At 56.4% G+C, this 25,163-nt stretch carries 22 protein-coding genes; 10 read left to right on the top strand and 12 right to left on the bottom strand.

Annotation, left to right across the window (positions count from 1 at the left end):
* Positions 1–462 precede the first annotated feature (462 nt).
* Both yajL and panE read right to left on the bottom strand, forming a co-directional pair.
* Positions 463–1,053: a protein deglycase YajL gene (gene yajL / locus TAN611_RS05220; protein ID WP_105230006.1), complete on the bottom strand. Its 591-nt coding sequence runs from the start codon at positions 1,051–1,053 to the stop codon at positions 463–465.
* The gene (gene panE / locus TAN611_RS05225) at positions 1,013–1,927 is read right to left on the bottom strand and encodes a 2-dehydropantoate 2-reductase (protein WP_203067369.1); all 915 of its coding nucleotides are present in this window, start codon (positions 1,925–1,927) and stop codon (positions 1,013–1,015) included. The genes yajL and panE overlap by 41 nt, the downstream gene beginning before the upstream one ends.
* Positions 1,928–2,174: 247 nt before the next feature.
* Here panE and TAN611_RS05230 point away from each other — a divergent pair, with 247 nt between their 5' ends.
* A complete protein-coding gene (locus TAN611_RS05230) occupies positions 2,175–2,666 on the top strand; it encodes a YajQ family cyclic di-GMP-binding protein (RefSeq protein WP_105230008.1) in 492 nt (163 codons plus the stop codon).
* Between the two features lie 46 nt (positions 2,667–2,712).
* On the opposite strand, the gene TAN611_RS05235 is transcribed toward TAN611_RS05230, so the two are convergent.
* The 8 genes from TAN611_RS05235 to TAN611_RS05270 all read right to left on the bottom strand — a co-directional run bounded on the left by TAN611_RS05235 (position 2,713) and on the right by TAN611_RS05270 (position 11,643).
* The gene (locus TAN611_RS05235; protein WP_105230009.1) at positions 2,713–4,077 is read right to left on the bottom strand and encodes an MFS transporter; all 1,365 of its coding nucleotides are present in this window, start codon (positions 4,075–4,077) and stop codon (positions 2,713–2,715) included.
* A 216-nt stretch (positions 4,078–4,293) separates the two neighbouring features.
* Positions 4,294–5,184: a heme o synthase gene (gene cyoE, locus TAN611_RS05240; RefSeq protein WP_015671183.1), complete on the bottom strand. Its 891-nt coding sequence runs from the start codon at positions 5,182–5,184 to the stop codon at positions 4,294–4,296.
* A gap of 17 nt (positions 5,185–5,201) precedes the next feature.
* Entirely contained in the window at positions 5,202–5,540 is a 339-nt protein-coding gene (locus TAN611_RS05245; protein WP_105230010.1) for a cytochrome o ubiquinol oxidase subunit IV, read from the bottom strand.
* Positions 5,540–6,154 carry a cytochrome o ubiquinol oxidase subunit III gene (locus TAN611_RS05250; protein ID WP_004954628.1) on the bottom strand — a complete coding sequence of 205 codons (615 nt, stop codon included), beginning with the start codon at positions 6,152–6,154 and terminating at the stop codon, positions 5,540–5,542. Before TAN611_RS05250 ends, TAN611_RS05245 begins: the two co-directional genes overlap by 1 nt.
* Positions 6,144–8,135: a cytochrome o ubiquinol oxidase subunit I gene (gene cyoB / locus TAN611_RS05255; protein ID WP_105230011.1), complete on the bottom strand. Its 1,992-nt coding sequence runs from the start codon at positions 8,133–8,135 to the stop codon at positions 6,144–6,146. The genes TAN611_RS05250 and cyoB overlap by 11 nt, the downstream gene beginning before the upstream one ends.
* A gap of 4 nt (positions 8,136–8,139) precedes the next feature.
* On the bottom strand, positions 8,140–9,093 hold the full coding sequence (gene cyoA / locus TAN611_RS05260) for a cytochrome o ubiquinol oxidase subunit II (RefSeq protein ID WP_105230012.1): 954 nt from the start codon (positions 9,091–9,093) through the stop codon (positions 8,140–8,142).
* A gap of 442 nt (positions 9,094–9,535) precedes the next feature.
* Complete coding sequence (gene ampG / locus TAN611_RS05265) at positions 9,536–11,014, bottom strand: muropeptide MFS transporter AmpG (protein WP_105230013.1); 1,479 nt, start codon at positions 11,012–11,014, stop codon at positions 9,536–9,538.
* 50 nt (positions 11,015–11,064) lie between these two features.
* Entirely contained in the window at positions 11,065–11,643 is a 579-nt protein-coding gene (locus TAN611_RS05270; protein ID WP_105230014.1) for a lipoprotein, read from the bottom strand.
* A gap of 303 nt (positions 11,644–11,946) precedes the next feature.
* On the opposite strand from TAN611_RS05270, the gene bolA reads away from it, so the two are divergent.
* From bolA to TAN611_RS05315, 9 genes are all read left to right on the top strand, one after another.
* Positions 11,947–12,273 carry a transcriptional regulator BolA gene (gene bolA, locus TAN611_RS05275; protein ID WP_105230015.1) on the top strand — a complete coding sequence of 109 codons (327 nt, stop codon included), beginning with the start codon at positions 11,947–11,949 and terminating at the stop codon, positions 12,271–12,273.
* 359 nt (positions 12,274–12,632) lie between these two features.
* A complete protein-coding gene (gene tig, locus TAN611_RS05280; protein ID WP_105230016.1) occupies positions 12,633–13,937 on the top strand; it encodes a trigger factor in 1,305 nt (434 codons plus the stop codon).
* A gap of 390 nt (positions 13,938–14,327) precedes the next feature.
* A complete protein-coding gene (gene clpP, locus TAN611_RS05285; RefSeq protein ID WP_105230017.1) occupies positions 14,328–14,951 on the top strand; it encodes an ATP-dependent Clp endopeptidase proteolytic subunit ClpP in 624 nt (207 codons plus the stop codon).
* A gap of 161 nt (positions 14,952–15,112) precedes the next feature.
* Positions 15,113–16,384, top strand: a complete 1,272-nt coding sequence (gene clpX / locus TAN611_RS05290) for an ATP-dependent protease ATP-binding subunit ClpX (RefSeq protein WP_105230018.1) — start codon at positions 15,113–15,115, stop codon at positions 16,382–16,384.
* Between the two features lie 194 nt (positions 16,385–16,578).
* Positions 16,579–18,933: an endopeptidase La gene (gene lon / locus TAN611_RS05295; protein WP_105230019.1), complete on the top strand. Its 2,355-nt coding sequence runs from the start codon at positions 16,579–16,581 to the stop codon at positions 18,931–18,933.
* Between the two features lie 219 nt (positions 18,934–19,152).
* Positions 19,153–19,425 (top strand): nucleoid-associated protein HU-beta, encoded by a 273-nt coding sequence (gene hupB / locus TAN611_RS05300; protein WP_004954599.1) that lies wholly within the window; start codon positions 19,153–19,155, stop codon positions 19,423–19,425.
* Positions 19,426–19,603: 178 nt separating this feature from the next.
* Positions 19,604–21,487, top strand: a complete 1,884-nt coding sequence (gene ppiD, locus TAN611_RS05305; RefSeq protein ID WP_105230020.1) for a peptidylprolyl isomerase — start codon at positions 19,604–19,606, stop codon at positions 21,485–21,487.
* A 139-nt stretch (positions 21,488–21,626) separates the two neighbouring features.
* On the top strand, positions 21,627–22,007 hold the full coding sequence (locus TAN611_RS05310) for a helix-hairpin-helix domain-containing protein (RefSeq protein WP_105230021.1): 381 nt from the start codon (positions 21,627–21,629) through the stop codon (positions 22,005–22,007).
* 157 nt (positions 22,008–22,164) lie between these two features.
* Positions 22,165–22,557 (top strand): thioesterase family protein, encoded by a 393-nt coding sequence (locus tag TAN611_RS05315; RefSeq protein ID WP_105230022.1) that lies wholly within the window; start codon positions 22,165–22,167, stop codon positions 22,555–22,557.
* A gap of 41 nt (positions 22,558–22,598) precedes the next feature.
* Here the strand turns inward: TAN611_RS05315 and queC are convergent, their stop codons facing one another.
* Positions 22,599–23,294, bottom strand: coding sequence for a 7-cyano-7-deazaguanine synthase QueC (queC, locus tag TAN611_RS05320; protein ID WP_105230023.1), 696 nt, complete (start codon positions 23,292–23,294; stop codon positions 22,599–22,601).
* A 104-nt stretch (positions 23,295–23,398) separates the two neighbouring features.
* Positions 23,399–25,108 (bottom strand): SgrR family transcriptional regulator, encoded by a 1,710-nt coding sequence (locus tag TAN611_RS05325; protein WP_111737628.1) that lies wholly within the window; start codon positions 25,106–25,108, stop codon positions 23,399–23,401.
* Positions 25,109–25,163: the final 55 nt, after the last annotated feature.

Consider the following 25,163-nt stretch of genomic DNA (forward strand, 5'->3'; position numbering starts at 1 on the left):
CCTCAGCGTTGTTGGCTGCCGGCGCGCACCCCGGTCACTGACTGATGTCAGCTCCCGGGGATTTGCGCCGTTGCCGCCTGGCTGAGACGTGAAATCTATCGGGGATCCACCTTCATCTTTCACGCCGCAGCGTTGTTGGCTGCCGGCACGCACCCCGGTCACTGACTGATGTCAGCTCCCAGAGATTTGCGCCGTTGCCGCCTGGCTGAGACGCGAAATCTATCGGGGATCCACCTTCATCTTTCACGCCGCAGCGTTGTTGGCTGCCGGCGCGCACCCCGGTCACTGACTGATGTCAGCTCCCGGGGATTTGCGCCGTTGCCGCCTGGCTGAGACGCGAAATCTATCGGGGATCCCCCTTCATCTTTCGTGCCTCAGCGTTGTTGGCTGCCGGCGTGAATCACGGCCACTGACTGATGACAGCCAAGTCTCAGAGTCGTTAGTGATTGCGTAAGTAAGTGTTCAGTCACTGAAGTCGTACATGCCTGGGATCAATACCAGCTGCGCTGCGACCTCCGCCGCTTTGGCTTTCCCCAACAGCAGATCAATCAGCTTCAGGCTGAATTCCATGGCGGTACCCGGCCCCTGGCTGGTCAGCAGATTGACGCGCGCGTCATATACCACCCGGCGCTCCATCCACTTATCCTGCGGGATATGCTGTTTCAAACCGGGGAAGCCGGTCATGTTACCGACCGGGAACAGATCGTGGTGTTGCAGCACCAGCGCCGGCGCGGCGCAGATGGCGGCGACGATTTTCCCCTGCAGATGCATTTGACGCACTTTTTCCACCAGCAGCGGGCTGTCGCGGAAGCATTCGGCGCCCTGCAGGCCGCCGGGCAACACGATAGCGTCAAACGGTTCGTCGACGATCTCAACCAGCGCCGCATCTGCCAGCAGCTTAACGCCGCGGGAACAGACGATGGTCAGACTGCCGTCGCCGGCCACGCTGGCGGTGGTGACCTTAATCCCGGCGCGCACCAGTAAATCGATGGCGGTTACCGCTTCGGTTTCTTCACTTCCAGGCGCCAGGCAGACCAACACCGATACGTTCATACTCATTTTCCTTTCGCTTAACCAAATCAAACAGCCGGGCGTTTTCCGGCAGCATCATGCCATGGCTGCGGGCGCGCCGCAGCAGATAACCGGTAATATAGTCGATCTCGGTGTGCCGCTGGGCGTGAATATCCTGCAGCATGGAGGAGACATTATCCGCCGTGCTTTCTATCACCTGCATCACATACTGCCGCAGCCCCTCACAGGTGGTGTGGTGCCCCTCCATCGCCATCACGCCGGCTACTTCGCTGCAGATCAGCATGATTTGCTCAGGATAATGGCGTAGCTCGCCGTTGCGGCAGTCATGCAGGGCGGTCAGCGGATTGATCACGCAGTTAACCGCCAGTTTACGCCACAGCGCGGCGGTAATCGTATTGTGCCAGGCGACGTCCGGCAGCGCCTGATGCAGAACCTCCGCCAGGTGGCTGAGCGCCTCTGCAGCCGGAGACGTCGGGCCGATATGGGTGGTGCCGTCGGCAACGTGAATAATGGTATGGCCGTCGTGGCGCGCGGCGTGGGTGGTGGTGCCTTGCAGTATTGGCTGCTCGTTGGCCGGTAGTTCATCCTGTGTGCCCATGCCGTTGTGCAGCAGCAAAATGGCGCAGGCGGGGTTGAGCTTCGGCAGCAGGGCCGCTACCGCATCGGAGACTTGCCAGGCCTTGAGCGTCACCAGCAGCAGTTCGCTGCTGCGCAGATGCTCGGCGTCGTTGCTGAGCAGGCTCTGACTGAAGCGGGAGCCATCGGTTTTAATAACATCGACGGCGCAAAACGGCTGAGGTACGCGTAACCATCCTTGTACATCATGGCCCTGCTGATACAGCCGGGAGAGCCACAGCTGCCCGAGGGCGCCGCAACCAAGAACAGTTATTTTCATCCATCCTCCTTGGGGGGACCGGGGGATTGCCGTTATCCGGTATCGTATTGCTGGGGGAACAGGCCAGCGCAAAGCGCCTGAGCGCTCTTTGCGAACCGCTGATCTGACACCATAAATTGTAGACTTTCCTGCGTGTGGACGTTTGCGTTGCCGTGACATCGGAATTTTGCCTTAATCGGCAAAGCGGGTATCATGCACGCCATCGAAATTGCCTGACAGTTCGGGCTCTCATTCAGGAGGAAGAAGTATGCCATCTTTCGACATTGTTTCCGAAATAGATATGCAGGAAGTGCGCAACGCCGTGGAGAACGCCTCGCGCGATCTGGGCACCCGCTGGGATTTCCGCAACGTGCCGGCCAGCTTTGAGCTGAACGAAAAAAATGAAACGATCAAAGTTGCCAGCGAATCTGATTTTCAGGTTCAGCAACTGCTTGATATTTTGCGTGAAAAATTGGCCAAGCGTGGTATTGAGGGCGCGGCGCTGGAGATCCCGGAAGAGTTTGAGCACAGCGGCAAAACCTACAGCGTTGACGCCAAGCTGAAGCAGGGGATTGAAACGCAGCTGGCGAAGAAGATCGTCAAGCTGATTAAAGACAGCAAGCTGAAGGTGCAGGCGCAGATTCAGGGTGACGAAGTGCGCGTGACCGGGAAATCCCGTGACGATTTGCAAAGCGTGATGGCGCTGGTGCGCGGCGGTAATCTGGGGCAGCCGTTCCAGTTTAAAAACTTCCGCGACTGATCGTACTGATGTGAATAAAAACGCCGGGCTTGCCCGGCGTTTTTATTTATAGCGTATTGACCAGCGTTTCCAACTGTCCGCGGTTGGTCTGTTTGGTGTCGACCTTCACATAGGCGCTGCGCTCTTCCGGCACGACGATGGCTTCCGCCACGCCGGGTTGAGCCTGCAGCCGGCTGGCCAGCGACGTGTCTTTTACCGCCAGTTCCGAGAGTGTGATACGCAGGCTGCTGACGTACGGCGGTTCCTGCATGGTGCTGCTGATGATAAACCAGACGGCGGCAATCACCGCGCCGGCGATAAACACCAGCCCGGCGCCATGCAGGCCGTAGAGCCAGCCGCCGAGGCTGCCGCCGATGGCAACGCCGATAAACTGGCTGGTGGAGTATACGCCCATCGCCGTGCCCTTGTAGCCGGCCGGCGACTCTTTACTGATCAGCGAAGGCAGAATCGCCTCCATCACGTTAAACGCCATAAAGAACAGCTGTACGCCGGCGATAATGCCCCACAGATGCTGGCCGGAAATCAACAGTACCAGTTCGGCGGCGAACAGCACCGCCACGCAGCCCATAAATACCTGCTTCATGCGGCGCTTCTTCTCGGCATAGATAATAAACGGCACTACCGACACGAACGACACCAGCATGGTCACCAGGTACACCACCCAGTGTTTACTGGCCGCCAGCCCGGCCTTCTCCATTGCCAGCGGCAGGGCGACGAAGCTCGACATCAGCAGAATGTGCAGGCACATGATGCCGATATTGAGCTTCAGCAGGCGCGGGTTGCTCAGCACTTTGCTGAAGCTGCCGCGCACCATGCTGGACTCGCGGTTCAGCACGTGGCGGTCGGCCGAAGGCACCACCAGTAAGGTAATGACGATACCGCACAGCGCCAGCGCGGCGATCATCCAGAACAGCGCATGCAGTCCCAGCGCATGGGTAATCACCGGCCCCAATACCATGGCGATGGCGAAGGTAATACCGAAGCTGATGCCGATAAACGCCATGGCTTTAGTGCGGTTCTGCTCGCGGGTCAGATCGGACAGCAGCGCCATCACCGCAGCGGCGATAGCGCCGGAGCCTTGCAGCGCGCGGCCGAGGATAATGCCCCAGATCGAGTCGCTGGCCGCAGCGATAACGCTGCCGAGGGCGAACACCAGCAGCCCGCCGACGATCAGCGGCTTACGGCCGATGCGGTCGGAGATAAGCCCGAAGGGAATTTGAAAAATCGCCTGCGCCAGGCCGTAAATGCCGATGGCGATGCCGATCAGCGTTTCGCTGGCGCCGTTCAGCGCCATACCGTAGGTGGTCAGCACCGGCAGCACCATAAACATGCCGAGCATGCGCAGTGAGAATACCGTGCCCAGACCCCAGGTCGCCCGGCGTTCCACCGGGGTCATCGTATTATCGTTCATGCAAACTTCGAACCTCAGTAAAAACTATCCCATCAGGTTCTGGCCGTCAGAGCCTGATGGGATAACTTTTGGGAGCGCGTTTATTTTAGTGTGAAGGGCAGGGGAGGGTAAACGTAATGTTATTTAGCAGATATTACAGTATTTCCCGGATGCCGGTAGGGCTGAGAACGTAAAAATAAAATGGGCCGCGTTAGCGGCCCATTGACGAAGAGCGAGTTACCAGACGTAAGTTAACAACGTTTCCGGCGACGCCGAGGCGCTAAAATCGATCGACATCATCACGCTGAGTGAAGTGATGGCAACAATCGAGAACACAAACAGTTTGCGCGCCCAGATGCTGTCATTCTCGGTTTTATAACCGCGTAACGCCATGCCCAGCCACCACACGCTGACCGCTGCCGCGACGACCAGGTACTTGTACCCGGCGTAGCCGCTCAGGGTCAGCATCAGGGTGGCGATCATAAACGCCAGAATGTAGACCGTAATGTGGTTCTTGGCGACGGAAATGCCTTTGACTACCGGCAGCACAGGAATATTGGCTGCCTGATAATCTTTGAAGCGGAAGATGGCAATCGCATAGGAGTGCGGCATCTGCCACAGGCTGAAGATAGCCAGCAGGATCAACGCGCCCATATCGAACTCGTTGGTCACCGCGCAGTAGCCGATAACCGGCGGCGCAGCGCCTGACAGGCTGCCAATCAGCGTGCCATAGACAGAATGGCGCTTCATATACAGGCTATAAACGCCGACATAAACCACGAAGCCCATCACCGCCAGCCACATGGCCAGCGGGTTGGCTGCGGTATACAGCAAGGCGAAGCCAGCAATACCCAGCGCGGTAGCATAAACCAGGGTGACATTCGGCGCGATCAGGCCTTTTACCAGCACCCGGTTCTTCGTTCTCTCCATTTTCTTGTCGATGTCACGGTCAATGTAGTTGTTAAACACACAGCCCGAGGCGACAACCAACGAGACACCCACGAGGGTGGCGAGAAACAGGGGATAGTCGATGCTTCCTTTGGAAGCCAACAGGAATCCCCCAACGACAGAAATTAAATTACCGAAAATAATTCCTGGTTTAGTTACTTGCAGGTATTGCTTCATCATTACTTACGGCTCGGCTCTTAATCGACCATCATATTGAGGTTGAGGTTGTACATAATCCACAGTGAACCCACAACAACGATACCGATGATCATAGCGGTGAACAGTAATGCCACCAGGTTCCAGCGCTCTTCCGATGAAGTGTTCATGTGCAGGAAGTAAATCAGGTGAACAATCACCTGAATAACCGCCATGCCGACCACAACCGCCAGGATGGTGGAATGAGAGGCAGTGCCATTCATCACCATCATAAATGGAATTACCGTCAGGATGACCGACAGGATGAAGCCGATCAGGTATGACTTGACGCTGCCGTGGCTTGCGCCGCCGTGAGAGGTCTCATGGGATGAATGGCTCATTACATAACCCCCAGCAGATAAACAACGGTAAATACGCAAATCCATACCACATCCAGGAAGTGCCAGAACAGGCTCAGGCACATCAGACGGGTTTTGTTGGTTGACGTCAGGCCATGCTTGCTCACCTGAATCATCATGATGATGATCCAGACCAGACCGGCAGACACGTGCAGACCGTGAGTACCGACCAGCGCGAAGAAGCTGGACAGGAACGCACTGTGATCCGGGCCGAAGCCTTCGGCGATCAGGTGATGGAATTCATAGATTTCCATCGCCACGAAGCCGAGGCCGAACAGGAAGGTCAGGAACAGCCAGGTGTTGACGCTGCCGACTTTGCCTTTGTTCATGCCGATCATCGCCATCCCGTAGGTGATGGAGCTGAACAGCAGCAGGAACGTCTCAACCAGAACAAACTTCAGATCGAAGATGTCTTTGCCAGAGGGACCGCCAGCGGTCCCGTTCACCAGTACTGCATAAGTCGCGAACAAGCTCGCAAACAAAATACAGTCGCTCATCAGGTAGATCCAAAATCCGAAGACTTTGGTCTCTCCTGCGTCGTGGTGCCCATGCTCTGCATGGGCTGCGTTGTGGTTAGTCAGAGTATCAGTTGACATGTTTCACGCCTGCTTTGCTGATTTGTTCATAGTGTTGGTTCTCAATGCGCTCGATTTCGTCAACCTGCACATAGTAGTCAACATCTTGGTCGAAGCTCTTGGCGATCCAGACTACGATCATGCCGATGAAGCCGGCCAGAGCCATCCACCAGATTTCCCAGATCATGGCGAAACCGAAGATCAGGCTGAAGAAGCCGATGATAACGCCGGCGCCGGTGTTCTTAGGCATATGAATCGGTTCGTACTTAGCCGGTTTCTTATACGCTTCACCTTTTTCTTTCATGTCCCAGAATGCATCACGGTCGTGAATTTCCGGCATGGTGGCGAAGTTATAGAACGGCGGAGGAGAAGAAGTTGCCCACTCCAGAGTACGGCCGCCCCACGGGTCACCGGTCAGGTCGCGGTTCTGATCGCGGTCACGAATACTGACGAAGATCTGAATCAGCTGACACAGGATACCGCAGGCAATCAGCGCAGCACCGCCCGCAGCAACCATCAGCAGCGGATGGAACTCAGGGTTGATGTTCTGGCTGATACGACGAGTCATACCCATAAAGCCCAGCGCGTACAGCGGCATGAAGGCCACGAAGAAACCGATGATCCAGAACCAGAACGCGCGTTTGCCCCAGGTTTCGTTCAGCGTGAAGCCGAAGGATTTCGGGAACCAGTAAGTCAGGCCGGCGAAGCAACCGAACACCACGCCGCCGATGATGACGTTGTGGAAGTGCGCAATCAGGAACAGGCTGTTGTGCAGCACGAAGTTCGCGCCCGGTACCGCCAGCAGAACGCCGGTCATACCACCGATGGAGAAGGTGATGATGAAGCCGATGGTCCACAGCATGGCAGAGTTGAACTGGATACGACCCTGGTACATGGTGAACAGCCAGTTGAAGATTTTCACCCCGGTCGGGATGGAAATAATCATAGTGGCGATACCGAAGAAGGCGTTGACGTTCGCGCCGGACCCCATGGTAAAGAAGTGGTGCAGCCATACGATGAACGACAGAACGGTAATCGCGATGGTTGCCCATACCAGAGAGGTATAGCCGAACAGACGTTTCTTCGAGAAGGTCGCGGTAACTTCGGAGAACACACCGAACACCGGCAGAACCAGGATGTACACTTCTGGGTGACCCCAGGCCCAAATCAGGTTGATGTACATCATCATGTTGCCGCCCATATCATTGGTGAAGAAATGGGTGCCCAGATAGCGATCCAGGGTCAGCAGCGCGATGGTGACGGTCAGAATTGGGAAAGAAACGATAATCAGGACGTTAGTACACAGTGCCGCCCAGGTGAATACCGGCATTTTCATCAGAGGCATGCCAGGGGCGCGCATCTTCAGAATGGTCGCGAAGAAGTTAACACCGGTCAACAGGGTACCCAGACCGGAAATCTGCAGACTCCAGATCCAGTAATCGACCCCGACGCCAGGACTGTACTCCTTGCCGGACAGCGGCGGATACGCCAGCCAACCGGTCTGCGCGAACTCACCAACCCCCAGAGAGATGTTGATCAGTACGACGCCCACCACGAAGAACCAGAAGCTCAGGGAGTTCAGGAACGGGAAGGCAACGTCGCGCGCACCGATTTGCAGCGGTACAACCACGTTCATCAGACCAACCACGAAAGGCATCGCCATGAAGAAGATCATGATTACGCCGTGGGCGGTAAAGATTTGGTCATAGTGGTGCGGCGGCAGGAAGCCGGCCTCGCCGGCAGACGCAAGCGCCTGCTGGCTACGCATCATGATGGCGTCGGCAAAGCCGCGCAGCAGCATGACCATCGCCACGATGATGTACATAATACCAATTTTTTTATGGTCGACGGAGGTCAGCCATTCGCTCCACAACCATTTCCACTTGCCCAAATATGTTATCAGCGCCAGCAGTGCCAGGCCGCCAACAACAATTGCAGCAACGGTGACCATGATGATCGGTTCGTGGTAAGGAACCGCATCAAGCGTTAATTTTCCCAACATCAGATTATTCCTCGGCTCCGGCGTGAGCATGTTCACCCATGTCCATACCCTGGCTCATGTCCATGCCTTCGTGCGCGTTTGCTTCAGCGCCTTTGTGCATGTGCATGTCGCCCATGAATTTGCCAATTGTTTCTTTGAACAAATTAGGTTTGACACTGGAGAAGTACTCAACCGGGTTGTTTTCACTCGGCTCTGCCAGTTTGTTAAAGTCGTCGGTGGTATTGAGGTTCTTGGAAGAAGCTTTCACCTTGTTAACCCACTGATCGAAGTCGCCTTCGGTTGGGGTGACAATAGCGTTGAACTTCATACCGGAGAACCCGCGACCGCTGAAGCTGCTGGAAATACCTGCGTATTGCCCCGCTTCGTTGCCGATCAGATGCAGTTTGGTCTGCATGCCGGCCATCGCATAAATCTGTCCACCTAACTGAGGAATAAAGAACGAGTTCATTACCGAGTTAGAGGTGATCTTGAATTCGACTGGAACATCTTTCGGGAAGGCCAATTCATTCACCGTCGCAATACCCTGCTCTGGGTAGATAAACAGCCATTTCCAGTCCAGCGACACCACTTCAATGGTCATTGGCTTCTTGTCGGTGACAATCGGCTTGAATGGATCCAGTTCGTGCGTCGTTTTCCAGGTAATGGTGCCAAGGATGGCGATGATGATGATTGGAATGGTCCAGACGACCGCTTCAATCTTGTTGGAGTGTGACCAGTTAGGACTGTACTTGGCATCCTTGTTGGAAGCGCGATACTTCCAGGCAAAACCGAACGCCATGATGATAACTGGAATCACCACGATCAGCATTAATGCGATAGCGGTGATTATCAGTGTCCGTTGTTCAACACCTATTGCTCCTTTGGGATTCATCAATACCATATCGCACCCACTGAGCATTACAGTGGATGCGAATAATGACAACATCCCAATACTTTTATTGTATTTCTTAAGTCTCATCTAACGACCTCAATTACAAAGGCTCATTGTCGTTTCATGTGTGCGGGCATTTTACGGGAAGGTTGCAGTACTGTAAACATGCTTAGGCTTGTGTCAGCGCCTCGTTGACACTTTCTGTTAACGTTGTCACAGATGTAACGCTGCGTGACAATTTCCCAATGGCAACAATGCGTTGGCATGCTGAATCGTGCCGGGGTAATGCTATCTTATGGAAAAACAAAGGTATGATGATTTAGTGCTCAGAGGGGATTTTTTTAAATGGGGCGCAAAAGTATATTTAATGTAAAATATTTGTTTGTTACAGGTGAATTTAATTTTATTTATAATCTTTTTCCTAAGGTGAAAAAAATAATTCAGATGGCAATTATATTTTCACACAGAAATAAAATTATTTAACCAATGCATTCCGCAGACCGGCGCCAGCGCCCCGGCCTGCGGGGGCTTACGCCAGGCGCGTGCGGCGCAGCGCCAGGTAGTCCAGCAGGCTGCCCGCCACGATGCCGGCCAGGCTCAGCGCCGCTCCGGCCTGCAGCGCAGCGTCGGCCAGTTGCGGCAATGTGCTCCAGTCCAGCGCGTTGCTGATAAGCAGCAGCAGCCACAGCGCCAGCAGGCTGCAGCCTACGCCCAGCAGACGCAGCGCCCAGCGGTAGGCCCGCTGGAATTCGGTGCGCGGCATAAAGTCGTCGGTGTTCTGCGTGTACTCCAGCGTCCGGCGGCAGACGGCCAGCAGGAGCAGGCCGGGAATCGCCGCGGCAATAGAGAACAGATAAAACAACGGCCAGCCGTGCGCTTCGACGAACCAACCGGCGATCGGCCCGACGTAGACTCGGCCCACGGCGGAGAGCGCCGACAGCAGGGCGAACTGAGTCGCCGAGAAGGATTTGTTGCACAGCGTCATCAGCAGCGCGACAAAGGCGGCGGTGCCCATGCCGCCGCACAGGTTCTCCAGGAAGATGGCGCTGCCCATGCTGATGATGTTTTTGTCGGTCACCGCCAGGATCCAGTAGCCGAGGTTCGACACCGCCTGCAGCATGCCGAACAGCATCAGCGCGCGGAACAGGGTGAGACGCTGCATCAGCACACCGCCAAACAGCGCGCCGACGATGGTGGCGAACAGCCCGAGCGTTTTGTTGACCAGCCCGACCTCGCCGGCGTCAAAGCCGACGCCGCGAATCAGGAAGGTGGTGCTCAGGCTGCCGGCAAAGGCGTCGCCCATTTTGTACATCACGATCAGCAGCAGGATCAGCCAGGCGTTGTTACGGGCGAAGAAGTCGCGCAGCGGGGCGATGACCGCCTGCTCCATGGTGCGCGGCGCGGGAACGCTGTCGTCGGGTTCCGGCGCCAGCAGCGTTGCGGCAATACCGAGCAGCATCAGCCCGGCCATCAGCCAGTAGGTGGCCTGCCAGCCGAAGTAGCGATCCGCCAGCCACAGGGCCAGTCCGCCGGACACCAGCATCGCCAGACGATAGCCCAGCACGGAAATCGCCGCGCCGGCGCCGCGTTCTTCCGCCGTCAGCAGATCGGTTTTGTAGGCGTCGAACACGATATCCTGCGAGGCGGAGCAGAACGCCACCAGCACCGCCAGCGCGGCCAGCCACCACAGATGTTGCGCCGGGTTCATAAAGCCCATCGCCACGATCGCCGCCACCAGCAGCAGCTGACTGATCAGCAGCCAGCCGCGACGCCGGCCGAGGAACGGTGGCGTGTAGCGGTCCATAAACGGTGACCAGAGGAATTTGAAAACGTAAGCCTGACCGACCAGTGAAAAGATACCGATGGTTTTCAGATCGATATTCTCGACGGTCATCCAGGCTTGCAGCGTGCCGGAGGTCAGTGCCAGCGGCAGGCCGGAGGCGAACCCCAGCAGCAGCAGGATCAGCGAGTTACGCTGGGTGAAAATCGCAAAGTACTGTTTAGACATGAGTTCCCTGTCTGTGTCGCCCGGCATGCCGGGCGACACAAGGCGTCAGATTAACGCGCGTTCTGCTTGATAAAGTCGTTGACGCTGGTGTCCTGTGCCATATCAGCGATCACGTCGCCGAGCACGGTATTGACCGCGTTGGTGATTTTATCGTTGGTTGCGTTAAAGGCGCCCTGAACGTTATAGGTCGAACGATAGTTCTTCACCTGCTTGTTGCCGTTTTTCGCCACGGCGATAATCGAGATATCGGCCTTGGTGGTGATGCTGTAGCGCAGGTTGCCTTCGGTGACGTCGGCATACAGATTGTTCATCACGATCTGCAGGTCAACCGGTGCATTCGGGCCGATCATATAGCCGCGCGCGCCCATTTGCTTCTCCAGCACTTCTTGCAGCAGGAAACGCAGATCGCGCGATGGCGTCAGGGTGACCAGACGGCTGTCGCGGTTAACTTTGGCCAGCGCCTGATCCTTACGCTGATCGGCGCCGTTGATGCTGATGGTCACGCCCTGCAGCGTCGGATCCTGAGTTGGCAGCACGATCTTCGGCGTGACGTTAAGGGTATTGCCGCTGCTGGCGCAGCCGGCCAGCAGCAGCGCGCCTAATAAAGGAAGACAAAGTTTTTTTAACATGTTAGCGCTCTCGTTTTCGTCTGAGTCGGAATGGTATTGCCAACAATCATCTGGCCGACATGATAGCATCGCCGTCGGCCGGGGGAAGTGTTCCAACGTTGCTGGATGGCAATTTTTTTACTGTGAGTGATAAAAACATGCTTTTTTGTTGCTCTCAATAAGATAAACCCCAAGAGCCAGGATGTTGCGGTGGTTTTTTCGCCATAGAACTGAGAAATTTACACGCTGCGTATTCTCCCGGGGGAAAAGCGGCTAATATTGAAATAGATGGCATGTCCTCTGCCGGTGTTGTAAGGAGATCCTATGATTCGCGAGCAAATAGAAGCAAAGTTAAGGGCGGCGTTTGAGCCCGCGTATCTGGAAGTGGTTGATGAAAGTTATCGTCACAACGTTCCGGCGGGTTCAGAAAGCCACTTTAAGGTGGTATTGGTCAGTGACCGCTTCGTCGGCGAACGCTTTCTGACGCGCCACCGTTCGATCTACGGCGTGTTGGCGGATGAGCTGGCTAACGGCGTGCACGCACTGGCGCTACACACCTATACCCTGAAAGAGTGGGAAGGGCTGCAGGATACCGTACTCGCTTCGCCGCCTTGTCGCGGCGCGACGCCGGAACCCTGGCCGGACGTATAAAAGCTGACGCGGCAGTGGAACTTTAGCCGCGATTTAGGGTATTACTACAGACGAATTTTGAAACGGCCTGCGGGCCGTTTCTGTTTTTGACGACGACGCGGTTTATTGCCTGCAGCGCGGTCAAAGCGGTCGGCAGGCGCGTTTTTTTGCCAAAAATCAGCAAAAGTGTGAATTTTAACGCGTTACAGCCGCCCGGCTTTCCTCGACTCGCCTCGCATGCGCCGCTATAATGTCGCGTCTTATTTTTCCGGAATGGTTTCGGGACGCTCTCGGCATCAGGGAACTCGGTTCTGTAATGCAGCCGTCCTGGTTCTTGGAACGGAGTCGACCGAGCACTGTGATTTTTTTGAGGTAACAAGATGCAAGTTTCAGTAGAAACCACTCAAGGCCTTGGGCGCCGTCTTTCTATCACCGTACCTGCTGATGTTATCGCGCAGGCGGTGAAAAAAGAGCTGATCAACGCAGCGAAAAGCGTGCGTATCGACGGTTTCCGCAAGGGCAAAGTGCCGATGAACATCGTTGAGCAGCGTTATGGCGCCTCTGTTCGTCAAGACGTGCTGGGCGATCTGATGCAGCGCAACTTCGTTGACGCGATCATCAAAGAAAAAATTAACCCGGCTGGCGCGCCAAACTACGTGCCGGGCGAGTACAAGGAAGGCGAAGATTTCAGCTACACCGTTGAATTCGAAGTGTATCCGGAAGTTGAGCTGAAAGGCCTGGAAAACATCGAAGTTGAAAAACCAGTGGTTGAAGTCAACGACGCTGATGTTGACACCATGCTCGACACCCTGCGCAAGCAGCAGGCGACCTGGAAAGACACCGATCGCGCCGTTGAAGCTGAAGACCGCGTGACCGTTGATTTCTCCGGTTCTATCGACGGTGAAGAGTTTGAAGGCGGCAAAGCGGCAGACTTCGTTCTGGCGATGGGCCAGGGCCGCATGATCCCGGGCTTTGAAGAAGGTCTGGTGGGTCACAAGGCCGGTGAAGAGTTCACCATCGACGTTAACTTCCCGGAAGACTACCACGCTGAGAACCTGAAGGGTAAAGCCGCCAAGTTCGCCATCGTGCTGAAGAAAGTGGAAGAGCGCGAGCTGCCTGAGCTGACCGAAGAATTCATCCAGCGTTTCGGCGTGGCGGATGGTTCTGTTGACGGTCTGCGCGCGGAAGTGCGTAAAAACATGGAGCGCGAGCTGAAAGGCGCCGTGCGTAACCGCGTCAAGACTCAGGTTATCGACGGCCTGGTCAACGCTAACGACATCGACGTGCCTGCTGCACTGATCGACGGCGAAATCGACGTGCTGCGCCGTCAGGCTGCACAGCGTTTCGGCGGCAACGAGCAGCAAGCGCTGGAACTGCCGCGTGAACTGTTCGAAGAACAGGCTAAGCGTCGCGTTGTCGTCGGCCTGCTGCTGGGCGAAGTGATCAGCACCAACGAGCTGAAAGCTGACGAAGACCGCGTGAAAGCGCTGATCGATGAGATGGCTTCCGCTTACGAAGATCCAAGCGAAGTTATCGAGTTCTACAGCAAAAACAAAGAGCTGATGAACAACATGCGTAACGTGGCTCTGGAAGAGCAAGCGGTGGAAACCCTGCTGTCTAACGCGAAAGTGACTGAAAAAGCGACCACTTTCAGCGAGCTGATGAACCAGACTCAACAGGCGTAATGTCTGAGCCGGGCGATGGCGACATACCCGGCTGTTATCTGAAAAAGCCCGTAACTTTGGTTACGGGCTTTTCTTTTTGCCACGTTGCTGATTAATCTCAGGTTAAGCGCAATAATATGCACTATATTTATCCTGTTGCCTGCGGTATTTGCAGGCATGATGGTGATGTGGCGTTGCCGCAGAGATCGGCAGGGAAAATGGCGCACCGGGCTTGAAATTCCCGCCGTTGCCCCCCAACTGAAATACTCAGAGGGTTGTTTGCCGAGCGTGGGATGATAACGACCGTCAGGTCATGTGGCGCGGTTGGATGGTTGAGCATGGTCAGCGTGGCTGTTCTCAAGTAGAATCAGCAAACAATGGCGCCAAGGCAATTTCTATTAGGAGACGGTAATGTCATACAGTGGCGAACGAGATCAATTTGCACCTAACATGGCACTGGTGCCGATGGTGGTGGAGCAGACTTCACGCGGGGAGCGTTCTTACGACATCTATTCCCGCCTGCTGAAAGAGCGCATTATTTTCCTGACCGGCCAGGTTGAAGACCATATGGCCAACCTGATCGTGGCGCAGATGTTGTTCCTGGAAGCGGAAAGCCCGGAAAAAGACATTTTCCTGTACATCAACTCACCGGGCGGCGTGATCACTGCCGGCATGTCAATCTATGACACCATGCAGTTTATCAAGCCGGATGTCAGCACGATCTGTATGGGACAGGCCTGCTCGATGGGATCGTTCCTGCTGACTGCGGGCACCAAAGGCAAGCGTTTCTGCCTGCCGAACTCCCGGGTGATGATTCACCAGCCGCTGGGTGGTTTCCAGGGGCAGGCGACGGATATTGAAATCCACGCGCGTGAAATTCTGAACGTGAAGTCGCGGATGAATGAACTGATGGCCAAGCATACCGGCCAATCACTGGAGCAGATCGAGCGTGATACCGAGCGCGATCGCTTTATGACCGCGGAAGAATCGGTAGAATACGGTCTGGTCGACGGCATTCTGACGCACCGCAGCTAAGGCTACGCGGTAGGCGAGCGTTAAGTGCGAGCCGATAGACTATAGTAATCAGAGCGGATGATTCCGCTCTGAACAGCATTATCGGCGTTCCCCGGTATTTGTTTGGGCGCACTGCCGCCATGATTTTCCTGCGGGACAAAGACAAAAGAAGAGGTTTACTGATGACAGATAAGCGCAAAGACGGTTCAGGAAAGCTGCTGTACTGCTCTTTCTGCGGCAAAAGCCAGCATGAAGTGCGTAAGCTGATTGCCGGTCCGTCAGTGTATATCTGCGATGAATGTGTTGACCTGTGTAACGACATTATTCGCGAAGAGATTAAAGAAGTTGCCCCGCATCGTGAGCGCAGTGCGCTGCCGACGCCGCACGAGATCCGCAACCACCTGGATGATTATGTTATCGGCCAGGAACAGGCGAAGAAAGTGCTGGCGGTTGCGGTGTATAACCACTACAAGCGTCTGCGCAACGGCGATACCAGCAACGGTATCGAGCTGGGCAAGAGCAACATCCTGCTGATTGGCCCGACCGGCAGCGGCAAAACGCTGCTGGCGGAAACGCTGGCGCGCTTCCTGGATGTGCCGTTCACCATGGCCGACGCCACCACGCTGACCGAAGCCGGTTACGTGGGCGAGGACGTGGAGAATATTATCCAGAAGCTGTTGCAGAAATGTGACTACGACGTGCAAAAAGCGCAGCGCGGCATCGTCTATATCGATGAAATCGATAAAATTTCCCGCAAGTCTGACAACCCGTCGATTACCCGCGACGTGTCGGGCGAGGGCGTGCAGCAGGCGTTGCTGAAGCTGATCGAAGGCACCGTCGCCGCGGTGCCGCCTCAGGGCGGCCGCAAGCATCCGCAGCAGGAGTTCCTGCAGGTTGATACCTCCAAGATCCTGTTTATCTGCGGCGGCGCATTCGCCGGCCTGGACAAGGTGATTGGCCAGCGCGTCAACACCAGCTCCGGTATTGGCTTCGGCGCGACGGTGAAGGGCGAGTCTGAAAAGGCAACCGAAGGCGAACTGCTGCTGCAGGCGGAGCCGGAAGACCTGATCAAGTTCGGTCTGATCCCTGAGTTCATCGGCCGTCTGCCGGTGGTGGCAACGCTGAGCGAGCTGAGCGAAGAAGCGCTGATTCAGATCCTGAAAGAGCCGAAAAACGCCCTGACCAAGCAGTATCAGGCGTTGTTCAATCTGGAAGGCGTCGAGCTGGAGTTCCGCGATGAAGCGCTGAATACCATCGCCAAGAAGGCCATGGCGCGTAAAACCGGCGCCCGCGGCCTGCGTTCTATCGTAGAAGGCGCGCTGCTGGATACCATGTACGATCTGCCGTCGTTGGAAAGCGTCGACAAGGTGGTGATTGACGAGTCGGTGATTGACGGCCAGTCCAAACCGCTGCTGATTTACGGCAAGCCGGAAGCGCAGGCATCCGGCGAATAATTCGCCAGCCAAACCATCAGGTTAATCGTAAAATGGGGGATTTTATCCCCCATTTTTTTTTCCTGCATTCTTGCCGTTGAATGTCAGAGATTTATCCCCATATACTCAATAAATGGTTTTATGAAACGTTGATTGCCTGCGTCTCATGAGATTCCCCCTCAATCCTGGCGGAAATTAAACTAAGAGAGAGCTCTATGAACCCTGAGCGTTCCGAACGCATTGAAATCCCTGTCCTGCCGTTGCGCGACGTGGTGGTTTATCCGCACATGGTGATCCCGTTATTTGTTGGCCGGGAAAAATCGATTCGGTGCCTCGAAGCCGCAATGGATCACGATAAAAAGATCATGCTGGTGGCACAGAAAGAGGCCTCAACGGATGAACCTGACATTAACGACCTGTTTTCCGTCGGCACCGTAGCGTCCATTCTGCAGATGCTGAAACTGCCGGACGGTACGGTAAAAGTGCTGGTGGAGGGCCTGCAGCGCGCGCGCATCACCACGCTGTCCGACAGCGGCGAACACTTTGCCGCACAGGCGGAATACCTCGACTCGCCGGCCATCGATGAGCGCGAGCAGGAAGTGCTGGTACGCACCGCGATCAATCAGTTTGAAGGCTATATCAAACTGAATAAAAAAATCCCGCCGGAGGTGCTGACATCGCTGAACAGCATCGACGACGCGGCGCGCCTAGCGGACACCATTGCTGCGCATATGCCGTTGAAACTTGCCGATAAACAATCGGTGCTGGAAATGTCTGACGTTTCCGAACGCCTTGAATATCTGATGGCGATGATGGAGTCGGAAATCGACCTGCTGCAGGTGGAAAAACGCATCCGTAATCGCGTCAAGAAACAGATGGAAAAGAGCCAGCGCGAGTACTACCTGAATGAGCAGATGAAGGCCATTCAGAAAGAGCTGGGCGAAATGGACGACGCGCCGGACGAATATGAAGCGCTGAAGCGCAAGATCGACGCGTCGAAAATGCCGAAAGAGGCTCGCGAGAAAACCGAAGCGGAACTGCAGAAGCTGAAAATGATGTCGCCGATGTCGGCCGAAGCCACCGTGGTACGCGGCTACATCGACTGGATGCTGCAGGTGCCGTGGAGCTCACGCAGCAAGGTGAAAAAAGACCTGGTCAAGGCGCAGGAAGTGCTCGATACCGATCACTACGGCCTGGAGCGGGTGAAAGACCGCATCCTTGAGTATCTTGCGGTGCAAAGTCGCGTCAGCAAAATCAAAGGGCCGATCCTGTGTCTGGTTGGGCCGCCGGGGGTGGGTAAAACCTCTCTGGGGCAGTCGATTGCCAAGGCGACCGGCCGTCAGTATGTGCGTATGGCGCTGGGCGGCGTGCGCGATGAAGCGGAAATCCGCGGGCATCGCCGCACCTATATCGGCTCCATGCCGGGCAAGCTGATCCAGAAAATGGCCAAGGTCGGGGTGAAGAACCCGCTGTTCCTGCTGGATGAGATCGACAAGATGTCGTCCGACATGCGCGGCGATCCGGCTTCGGCGCTGCTGGAAGTGTTGGACCCGGAACAGAACGTAGCGTTTAACGATCACTATCTGGAAGTGGATTACGATCTGTCCGACGTGATGTTCGTCGCCACCTCTAACTCGATGAATATTCCGGCGCCGCTGCTGGACCGTATGGAAGTGATCCGTCTGTCCGGTTATACCGAAGACGAAAAGCTCAACATCGCCAAGCAACACCTGCTGCCGAAGCAGATCGAGCGCAACGCACTGAAAAAGAACGAGCTGACGGTGGACGACAGCGCCATTATCGGCATCATCCGTTACTACACCCGTGAAGCCGGGGTGCGTAGCCTGGAGCGTGAAATCTCCAAGCTGTGCCGTAAGGCGGTCAAAACCCTGTTGATGGACAAGAAGCTCAAGCATATCGAAATCAACGGTGACAACCTGAAAGACTACCTCGGCGTACAGCGTGTGGATTACGGCCGTGCGGATACCGAAAACCGCGTGGGCCAGGTAACCGGTCTGGCGTGGACGGAGGTGGGCGGCGATCTGCTGACCATTGAAACCGCCTGCGTGCCGGGCAAAGGCAAACTGACCTACACCGGTTCTCTGGGTGAGGTGATGCAGGAATCGATTCAGGCTGCGCTGACCGTGGTGCGCGCCCGCGCCGAGAAGCTGGGCATCAACGCCGATTTCTATGAAAAACGCGATATCCACGTGCACGTGCCGGAAGGTGCGACGCCGAAGGATGGCCCAAGCGCAGGTACCGCCATGTGCACCGCGCTGGTCTCCTGCCTGACCGGCAACCCGGTGCGCGCTGATGTGGCGATGACCGGCGAGATCACGCTGCGCGGCCAGGTGTTGCCGATTGGCGGTCTGAAAGAAAAACTGCTGGCGGCGCATCGCGGCGGCATTAAAACGGTATTGATCCCTTACGAAAACAAACGTGATTTGGAAGAGATCCCGGATAACGTCATCGCCGATCTGGAAATCCATCCGGTGCAGAAAATCGATGAAGTATTGGAGATTGCCCTGCAGAATCCGGCCTTCGGCGCCCAGCCGGTAGCGGCGAAATAGTGACGTATCGCAAAATACATTGATAAAACTTATGCTGGCAGGTCAATTCGGACTTGCCAGCGTTTTTTTGTCCCGCTAAGTTAGATCACTGTCGATTGGCGTTAGCCGCGCTACCGCTGGCGGCTTGCCAAGTTTCGACGGGATTGATATAACAGCTGCGCTGTCGCATACCGTAGGGATTTTTCGGTGCGACGAGAGAATTCTAGAGGGGATGATAGAGTGAATAAGTCACAACTGATCGACAAAATTGCCGCAGGTGCTGATATTTCCAAAGCGGCAGCTGGACGTGCTTTAGATGCGATTATCGCATCCGTTACCGACTCCTTGAAGGAAGGGGACGACGTTGCTCTGGTTGGTTTCGGTTCTTTTACCGTGCGTGAGCGTTCAGCCCGCACCGGCCGCAACCCGCAGACAGGTAAAGAGATCAAAATTGCTGCTGCCAAAGTGCCGGCCTTCCGCGCAGGTAAAGCGCTGAAAGACGCGGTAAACTGATTGCAGCGTCTGGCCGGTTGCCGTCATCGGGGGTTGTGTTAAAACAATCACCTGACGCAACGAAGCTGGTAAGGTAAGATACAAGGCGCATCGCACCGATGCGCTTTTTTTATTTTTGTCGCAGGGAAGCCTGCCACAAGGGTTGTCAATCCACATCACAGCGGAGTGTTGTCACACTATGATGGACAGTTTACGCGCGGCTGCTAACCACGTCGTGCTCAAAATTATCCTGGCCCTGATCATTCTGTCATTTGTTTTGACCGGGGTAGGTAACTACCTGATCGGCGGTTCCGGCGATTATGCAGCGAAAGTCAACGGCGAGGTGATCGAACGCGCCAGGTTGGAACAGGCTTTCCAGAGCGAACGTAGCCGCATGCAGCAGCAGCTGGGCGATCAGTTCTCGGCGCTGGCCGGCAACGAAGGCTACATGCAGCAGCTGCGTCGTCAGACGCTGTCTCAGCTGATCGATGAAACGCTGCTGGACCAGTATGCGAAAAAGCTGGGTCTCAGCATCAGCGACGACCAGGTCAAGGACGCTATCCGCAAAGCGCCTTACTTCCAGACCAACGGTCAGTTTGATAACGCCAAGTATCTCGATTTGATTACCCGTATGGGCTACAGCGCGGACAACTATGCGCAGTCTATGCGTCAGCAGCTGGTGAACCAGCAGCTTATTCAGGCGTTCGGCCATTCCGGCTTTGTGCTGCCGGCCGAGTCTGACGCAATGGCGGCGCTGATGCTGCAAGAGCGTGACATCCGCCTGGCGACCATCGATCTCAAAGCGCTGCAGGCCAAGCAGAGCGTGAGCGATGATGAGCTTAAAGCCTATTACGACCAGAACAAAAACAGCTTTATCGCCCCTGAACAGGTGCAGGTGAGCTATATCCCGATGGACGCGGCGGCGATGCAAAGCAAGGTCACGGTCAGCGATGCGGATATCAGCGGCTATTACGAGCAGCATAAAAGCAGCTTCGGCCAGCCGGAACGCAAGAATTACAGCGTTATCCAGCTGAAGACCGAGGCGGAAGCCAAAGCGGTGCTGGATGAGCTGAACAAAGGCGCAGACTTCGCCAAGCTGGCGGAAGAGAAGTCCACCGATATCATCTCCAAGCGCAACGGCGGCGAGCTGGGCTGGCTGGAGCCGGATACCACCGCAGACGAACTGAAGCAGGCCAATCTGACCGAAAAAGGCCAGATTTCCGGCGTGGTGAAGTCATCCGTGGGCTACCTGATTGTGCGTCTGAACGATATCGAAGCGGAAAAGCTGAAGCCGCTGAGCGAAGTGCGTGATGCAATTGCCGCCAAGGTGAAGCAGGAAAAAGCGCTGGATGCCTACTTTGCGCTGCAGCAGAAAGTAAGTGAAGCGGCGACCAACGATAACGAATCGCTGGCCTCGGCAGAAGAAGCGGCGGGCGTTAAAGCGGCGCAAACCGGCTGGTTTACCCGCGATAACATCCCGGCAGAGCTGAACTTCAAACCTGTCGTGCAGGCGGTCTTCGACGGTTCGCTGATTGGTGAGAACGGCACGCCGGGCAGCAACTCGGATGTGATCACCGTTGAGGGCGACCGCGCCTTCGTGGTGCGCGTCACCGGCCATAAAGCGGAAGGCGTTGAGCCGTTTGACAAGGTGAAAGAGCGCGTTGCCGAGCTGGTGAAGCGCAACAAGGCGCAGCAGGCGGCCAAACTGCAGGGCGAGAAACTGCTGACCGAGCTGAAACAGGGCAAAGGTGACGAGGCGTTGAAAGCGGCCGGCTTGAGCTTTGGCGCGGAGCAGAAGATGACCCGTTCCGGGCAGGGTGCGCAGCTGGAAGAGAGCGTCTTTGCGCTGCCGCATCCGCAGCAGGGCAAGCCGGTGTACGGCATGTCGCAGGACCGCCAGGACAACGTGGTGCTGATCGCGCTGGATACGGTCAAGCCTGGTTCGCTGTCGGCGGAAGAAATGAAGGCCTTCGGCGATAAAATGCAGGAAGGTTCGGTTGGCGTAACCTTCGATTCCCTGCTGGCGAATCTGCGTAAGGACGCCAAGATCAAAATGGGCGCAGCGGAGCAACAGCCGCAATAAGCCCCGCATTTCTTTGCAAACTGATGTAACTGACAAAGGCCGCTTTCGCGGCCTTTTCCATATCTGCGGTTTACCGTTTGCCGCCGTTTGGGGTTTGCCGCAAGGTGGGCGGGCTGTACAACACAAGGAGGATACAGCTATGTCATTAACCTTAAATCTGGCGCTTGCACGCCATCAAACCCTCGCCGGCGCGCTGCTGAGTGCCGTGCTGTGCGTTATCCCATCACTAACGGCGGCCGCAGCGGAAAAGCCGGGGGTGGTTCAGACCTCGGCGGCGGCGCGCACCCAGCCGCAGGCTGCGGGCAATACGGCTGCCGGGCAGGAGGCGACGGTCAGTATCAATCAGGCCAGCGCGGAGCAGCTTGCCGATACGCTGAACGGCGTTGGCCTGAAGAAGGCCGAGGCGATCGTCCGCTATCGTGAGCAAAATGGGCCGTTTACCGATATTGAACAGCTGCAGGAGGTGCCGGGCATCGGTCTGGCGCTGTTGGAGAGAAACCGGGAGCGCTTGAGAATGTGATCCCGATCGCGGCCGCAGGGCAAAAAAGCTCGGCGGCCGTTTTCCTCTGCTACATTTTACAGGTCGTACCAGTTGGTGCGGCCTATAATAATAGCGGCAGGGGTCGATAAGGCGCCCGTCCCGTTTGGCGATTACCAGGCTGGAGCACATTCTCACTATGCAAACCTATATCAACGTTCGCGGTTTTCACATTGATGTTTATCAGCACGTTAATAATGCCCGATATCTGGAGTTTCTGGAGGAGGCGCGCTGGAACTGGCTGGATCACCGTGAAGAGTTCCGCTGGATGGTGGCCAACAATATCGCGTTCATCGTGGTGAATATCAATATTAATTACCGTACGCCGGCGGTATTGGGCGATAAGCTGTGCGTAGAGGGCCGGCTGGAGCAGTTGAACGGCAAGAGCGGCGTATTGAGCCAGACAATTACCCGGGATGCCGATGGCGCCCAGGTGGCGGACGCGCTGGTGACGTTTGTCTGCGTGGATTTGACCACTCAGCGTGCATTGCCGATAGAAGGTGAGCTACGGGAAAAACTGCAGACGCTGTAAACGCGAAAGAGGGCGGCAGAGGCGCCGCCCGTCGCTATTGCTCAGACCAGGCCGGTTTTACGCTTCAGTTCGGCCATCACCGCCGTACGGTTATCCTGATACTGCTGCAGGCCGTTACCGCGCAGGTGACAGGCGGCGCATTCGCCGCAGCCGTCGCCCTTGATGCCGTTATAGCAGGTCAGCGTGTGCTGACGCACCAGGTCCAGCTGCTGATAATAGTCGGCCAGCGCCCAGGTTTCAGCCTTGTTCAGCCACATCAGCGGCGTTTCAAAACGGATATCGCGGGCGATGCCAAGCACTACCGCCTGATTCAGCGCTTTGACAAACTCGTCGCGGCAGTCCGGGTAGCCGGAAAAATCGGTTTCACACACGCCGGTGATTACCGCTTCGGCCTCGACCTGATAGGCGTAGATCGCCGCCAGCGTCAGGAACAGGATATTACGCCCCGGCACAAAGGTGCTGGGCAGCCCGTCCTGCTCGGCGCTAAACGTCGGCACCGGGATATCGTCGCGCGTCAGGCTGCTGATGGCCAGTTCGTTCAGCAGGCCGACATCCAGCACTTTATGCGCCTTGGCGCCCAGTGACTGCGACAGCTCACGGGCGATATCGATTTCCGCGCGGTGACGCTGGCCGTAATCGAACGTGACGCAGTGAACTTCATCATACTGCTGTAAGGCTTGAATTAAGCAGGTCGTGGAGTCTTGCCCGCCACTAAAAACAACGACTGCGCGTTTCATAGAATAAACCTTCCATTGCCATAGCCCGCCCGATACGCACTCGGGGAGTCAAAAAGATGAAACGTAATGGTAACAGATGTGTGGAAAACAGCGTAGGGGCGGGGCTAGATCAACGGCGGCGGCAGCCACGCCTGGCCGAAATCGAACCAGCCATGCGCGGTTAGCGTTACGCCCTGCATGCGCGGCGGCGCGCTGATCTGGTATTGGTAGTGAAACAGCGGGGTGATGATGGCGGACGTCATCAACTGCTGGTAGTAGCTTTTGAGTTCGCTGATGCGCTTCTGCTCGTCCGGATATTGCTGGATCCGCAGCAGCGTTTGCTGCTGATGCCGCCAGAGATGGGTCGGTAAAATCCCCTGCCACAACACATCCTGCCGCAGCCAACTTTCCAGCGTCGATTCCGGCGCTTCGCCGATCAGGTTATCCGCCAGCAGCAGATCGGCCTGGGCAATTTGTTCGCTGCTCTGCCAGCGCTTGCCGGAGAAATAACGCACCTCCAGTTCGCAGCCCTGTTCCGCCAGCAACGCCTGCAGCGCTTCGGTGACCGTGACCAGTTCAACCGGCGGGTGGTACAGCAGCGTCAGCTTGGCTGGCAGTGGGATATCGGCGCTGGCCTGATGGGTCGGGATCCCCCAGCCGGGCAGCATCTCTTGGCTGGGAATGATAACGCCGTTCGGCAATGGCAGATCGGCCAGCAGCCCTGAGCGCTGGATCAGCATCAGCAGCTTTTGCCCCTGCGCTTCGCTCAGTACGCCGCGGCGCAGGTTCAGCGCCAGATAGCACCAGCCCAGGCTCATACTGCGCTGCACCGGGCGCGCCAGCGCCAGATCTTCCTGCTGTCCGATGGTGATGCGCACCGGATGTTGACAGCTGGTGGTGTTGCCATTGCCATCGGCCTGCAGTTCTGGGGTGATCCAGTATTCAATGCTGTCCAGATAGGGATGTTGCAGGTGGTAGAACGGGTGCTGTTCCAGACGTACCAGCGGCGTTTCATTCAATACCAGTTTGAACGGGCCGGCGCCGATGGCGGTATCGTCCGGGTGGGTCATCAGACAGGTCAGCTCCGCCAGGCGGTAGGGCAGCCAGTAATCGGCGCTATGCAGATCGAACTGCAGACACAACGCGTGCGGCAGGCTGACGGCGGCGACATTCGCCAGGCTGGCCTGGCCGCGCGGGTGCCGGCGCTGCTTTTCCAACGTTTGCAGCAGTTGTTGGCCGGTGATGGGTTCGCCGTTATGCCAGCGTAGTTGGCTGCGCAGGAAAAAACGCCAGCGCAGGCCGTCGCCTTCAACCTGCCAATGGTGAGCCAGATCCGGCTGGGGCTGCGGATTGCCGGTGATAAAGCGGGTCAGGCCGGCATGCAGCGTTGAGGCCAGATGCTGTTCGGCGCGGCCGCTGAGCGCCAGCGGATCCAGGGATTCCAGCTGACGATAGTAGGGGATGCGCAGAGTGGGGCTGCCCGCCTGCCACTGGCCGCCCAAATGCGGCGCAAGCAACTGTTGCAGACGCTGCGGATCTAAACGGGCCAGCTCCAGCGCGTTTTGGTGATCGCCCTGCTGCAGCAGTTGCTGTAACAAGGCGGCGCGCAGTTCGTCAGGCGTTTTCAGGCAGTGCAGCCGTGCCCGCTTGCCACGGCCGGCCTGTGAGTGCCAGCTGAGCCAGCCCTGCTCCTGAAATTGCTGCACCAGGGTGCGGGCGTGGCGCTCGCTGCAGTAAAACAGCGCCGCCAGCTGCGCCATGGTGACGGCCGCCGGCTCACTGCCCAGCTGTTGGTACAGGCGTTGATACTGACTGAGGCGATGAATCAGACGCATGGCGATAAATCCGGAACGGTTTTGATAAATTGTTCACTATTACTTCCGTAAATAC

It is taken from the genome of Serratia sp. Tan611, assembly GCF_905188235.1.
Taxonomy (GTDB): Bacteria; Pseudomonadota; Gammaproteobacteria; order Enterobacterales; family Enterobacteriaceae; genus Serratia_B; species Serratia_B rhizosphaerae.